The sequence below is a fragment of the Acuticoccus kalidii genome, assembly GCF_021556395.1.
In the GTDB taxonomy this organism is placed as follows: domain Bacteria; phylum Pseudomonadota; class Alphaproteobacteria; order Rhizobiales; family Amorphaceae; genus Acuticoccus; species Acuticoccus kalidii.
On record NZ_JAKGCS010000002.1, the window covers coordinates 1 to 3774 of the forward strand.

Sequence of the window (3774 nt, forward strand, 5' to 3'; positions counted from 1 at the left end):
TGACGTTGCCCCCGAAGTGTCCCCGCTCATAGCTGGACTCTGTTCGTGTTGTGGTCCTGTCGGGACCGGGTTGCAAACTCGTTCGGGGTGAGGCCGCCGAGGCTGGTGTGCGGGCGGTCGTGATTGTAGTCGGCCCGCCATTCCTCGATGAGGCGGCGAGCAGCCGGCAGGCTGCGGAAGAGGTGCTCGTTCAGGCACTCGTCTCGGAACCGGCCATTCAGGCTCTCGACGAACCCGTTCTGCATCGGCTTGCCGGGGGCAATGTAATGCCACTCGACGCGGCGATCCTCCTGCCATTCGAGGATGGCGCGGGAGGTCAGTTCCGTGCCGTTGTCGCTAACGACCATCAGCGGTTTGCCACGCTGGGCGATGAGGCTGTCGAGCTCTCGCGCCACCCGGGCGCCCGACAAGGACGTGTCGACGACCAGCGCCAGACACTCGCGGGTGAAGTCATCGACCACGACCAGCACACGGAAGCGACGCCCGTCGCTGAGTTGGTCGGAGACGAAGTCGAGGCTCCAGCGCTGGTTCGGTCCCTGCGGCAGCGTCATCGGCGAGCGTGTTCCGATCGCACGTTTGCGGCCGCCCCGGCGCCGCACGGTCAGCCGTTCCTCCCGATACACGCGGAACAGCTTCTTGTGGTTCACCTCGATGCCTTCGCGTCGCAACAGGATGTGCAGCCGCCGATAGCCGAACCGGCGCCGCTCGTTCGCTAGCGCCTTCAGCCGTTCGCGCATGGCCGCGTCGTCCGACCGCTGCGACTGGTAGAGGTAGGTCCTGGGATGCATCCCGATCAGCGCACAGGCGCGCCGCTGGGAATATCCCTTCGTCTCAATAGCCCAGCTCACGAAGCCTCTCCGCGCGCCGGGCGTCAGAAGTTTTGTCCCAGAGCGTCTTTCAGCGTCGCGACATCGAGCATCTGTTCGGCGAGAAGCTTCTTGAGGCGAGCGTTCTCATCCTCCAGCGCCTTCAGTCGCCTAGCGTCCGAGACCTCCATGCCGCCGTAACGCTTGCGCCAGGTGTAGAAGGTCGCATCGCTGATCCCGTGCTTGCGGCACAGCTCTGTCACGCCGATCCCCGCCGAATGCTCCTTCAGCACCGCGATGATCTGCTCCTCACTGAAGCGACTCTTCTTCATCTCCGTCTCCTTCCGACGGAGTCCAGTTCAGACCGAGGACACTTCAGGGGGCAACGTCAGCATCAAGCTCGGGTCGCCCACGACACCTAAGTCGACATCCAGAAAGCGCCCAAGGAACTGCTAGGCACGAGCAAGTCCACTAATCGGACCGCCCTGCGCCTCAACACCAACTGCCGCCTCGCCCGCCAGAAAGCCGAGGAACGATGCGCTCCATACCGCGAAAAATAACTTCAAGTCGCAGAGGGCGCCATTCAGAGCTTCAAGGGTCCTGATGAGTTTAGCCAGGCCCCCATTCCGCTTCAGATGGTACAGAAGCAAATGGACGGAGGCTGAGCGCTGATACCTGAACCGCCAGGAGCAGATGGCCGCGAGGAGGCGCCTGGAAGCGAGGAGCACCCGAAGCGCCACGCCGCCCGAGCCTGATGCGCCGACGTCCGAGGGGGCTCGATGAGCATGAGCCCGTTCCGACGACGAGATGGGCGCTGCTGCCAAGGCGGCGGAGAGCTTCCTGTCGGAGCGCTGCGACGAGGCCGTGACGCTGATGGACCCCAAAGCGCGCTATTATGATCCCCGTATCACCCGGTTCATCCAGTCCGATTTGCTCGACCCGATGTCCGAGGCCTCGGTATCAATCGGTATGCCTATGCGTTGAATAATCCGGTCGGTTATCAAGATCCGGGTGGGGAAAACCCCTGCGCGGTGGGACCCGTCTACGATGCGGCAAAATGGGCAATATCCGCCTTCGTAGAAGCAATCCTCCAGGCTGAGCAGCCACCACGGAGAGGTATCGAAGGCAATTTTCTCCCATCGCCTATCGATGGCGATCAGCAGCCTTCACAATCTGATCCTCCTCCGCCAGACTACGAGGCGATCAAATGGTTTGCCGCAGCGGTCGCAGCTTATAACTCATACCCCGGTGATCAAAACTCGGGAGGGTGGCCCAGCGCAATCGGTCGGATCGGACGCGACGCTGTACTGAGCTACCGACAAGTAGAGGGTATGATGCGTCAGGGCAAGAAATCGCCGCGCATGTCGAAACTGAATTAAGGGCGGTCGATATTATCCCCCAATTTGGCAGCAATGTATAATATTGAAATCAAAACCAATACAAGTCGAATTCAGCTCAATCAGAAAATCTTAGATGAATTGACGGAGAGCGAACTGAGAAAATATGCAATAAACGAATACAGTATCTTCGATCGAAGCATCGAGAATCCTGACAATATCGAAATCAACATCCATATGGGCTTAAGTGGATCTGCAAACAATCTTTCTTTCGGTATATTTTAATGGTGAATTACAAAGAAATATGGAACATCATTTTACCAAAAATAAAAATTATAGCCCGTCAACATGGCTTTAATATTATTTTACATGAGGAGTCTTATCCAAATGGGGTCCCATTGCGGGTGTCTATACTCTCCCCATGCGGATCTTTGCGCAAGGCACTCGGATTGAACATCACCCTCTCTCAATATGGAGGTATACTCATCCTCCCGGAGGCGGATGTCAAATTCGAGCTAAACGCCATAAATGTAGCCCCAAGCTTTCTGGAGTTCATTCAGCCTTTATACTATAATGAATACATTTCTGGAGCAATGAGATTCAAGTCACTTGACCGAAGCTATCCATTTTCGGTGCTATTCACTAGTTACAATATTGATGATGCGATAAATTTGCTGAAGTTGGGAATAGACAGCATCGCAATTCCTCACTTATCAGAACTAGAATCGCTTGATAGAATATTGAATTTCGTCAGAAAGCTATGTTTATCGCCAGGAGATAATTTAAACGTTCCGTATTTAGAGGCCGCTTTCTATTGGTTGGTTACCTACTCGATGCTCGGGGATCTCAACAATCCCGACAACGAAATTAATGAAATTACTAAATGGCTTGGGGGGCAATTCGGCGTTAAGGAAGAGGAGGTATCCAAATTCCATGACTATGGTCGAGAATTTTTATTGAGAACCTTGCCTAAAAATTGACACCCATAGGGAATTTTAATCATGACCTCCATTAATATGGCAGGTCGACTAAATCGCGTTTAGTCGAGAGCGATCAGGACTGACGGGTCAGCGGGCCGCGGGCGTTCTCAGCCCGCGCCAGCGGAGTGCGAGCGCATCGTGACACCGCGACCCGAAAGCCACCTCGGTGAAGCCAACTCGTGCCGATCGCCTCCGTCAGAGAGCGAAAGCCGATGCCCTGGACCTTAAGGGCTTCGACCGTCTCGATGATCCGCCTCATGGAGCGCGCCAGGCGGTCGAGCTTCTAGACCACGAGCGCATCGCTCTTGCGCATATAGTCGGCTGCGACGGCGCGCTACGGGCGGTCGCGATACGCGCCTTTCCCAAAAACACCTATGACGCCAACGGCAATCTCGAGACGGTCCAGGGTTTTGCCGCGCTCAACCGGACGATCGTCTGGGACGGTCTCAACCGCGTCAGCCGGGTCACCAAGAACGGCCTCACCGAGATGGCCTACGGGCCGGACGACGCGCGCTTTGCGCGGACCGTGACCCCGCCCGGCGGCTCGGCGGAGACAACCTTCTTCGTGCGCGACATGGAGCTCAGCCCGGCGGGGGTGTTGACGAAGTACCCGCTGGCCGACGCCAAACGGGTCGGCAGCCTCACCTACGG

General features: G+C 56.9%; 5 protein-coding genes. 3 read left to right on the plus strand and 2 right to left on the minus strand.

Annotation, left to right across the window (positions count from 1 at the left end; all coding sequences use genetic code 11):
* Window positions 1–26: 26 nt before the first annotated feature.
* Window positions 27–1138 (minus strand): IS3 family transposase gene (locus tag L1787_RS00080; RefSeq protein WP_235706437.1). Its coding sequence is split into 2 segments (ribosomal slippage): window positions 27–883 and window positions 883–1138, totalling 1113 coding nucleotides; the frame shifts between segments, so codons are not numbered across the junction.
* A gap of 475 nt (window positions 1139–1613) precedes the next feature.
* Between L1787_RS00080 and L1787_RS00085 the strand changes: the two genes are divergently transcribed.
* Together L1787_RS00085 and L1787_RS00090 are read left to right on the plus strand one after the other, a co-directional pair.
* Entirely contained in the window at window positions 1614–1790 is a 177-nt protein-coding gene (locus tag L1787_RS00085; RefSeq protein WP_235706438.1) for a hypothetical protein, read from the plus strand.
* 802 nt (window positions 1791–2592) lie between these two features.
* Window positions 2593–3123, plus strand: coding sequence for a hypothetical protein (locus L1787_RS00090; RefSeq protein WP_235706439.1), 531 nt, complete (start codon window positions 2593–2595; stop codon window positions 3121–3123).
* A 73-nt stretch (window positions 3124–3196) separates the two neighbouring features.
* Here the strand turns inward: L1787_RS00090 and L1787_RS25890 are convergent, their stop codons facing one another.
* Window positions 3197–3373 (minus strand): hypothetical protein, encoded by a 177-nt coding sequence (locus L1787_RS25890; RefSeq protein ID WP_369415038.1) that lies wholly within the window; start codon window positions 3371–3373, stop codon window positions 3197–3199.
* Here L1787_RS25890 and L1787_RS25865 point away from each other — a divergent pair.
* The coding region (locus L1787_RS25865; RefSeq protein WP_304523950.1) for a hypothetical protein at window positions 3290–3774 on the plus strand (485 nt) is incomplete at its 3' end. The two genes, L1787_RS25890 and L1787_RS25865, sit on opposite strands and share 84 nt — an antisense overlap.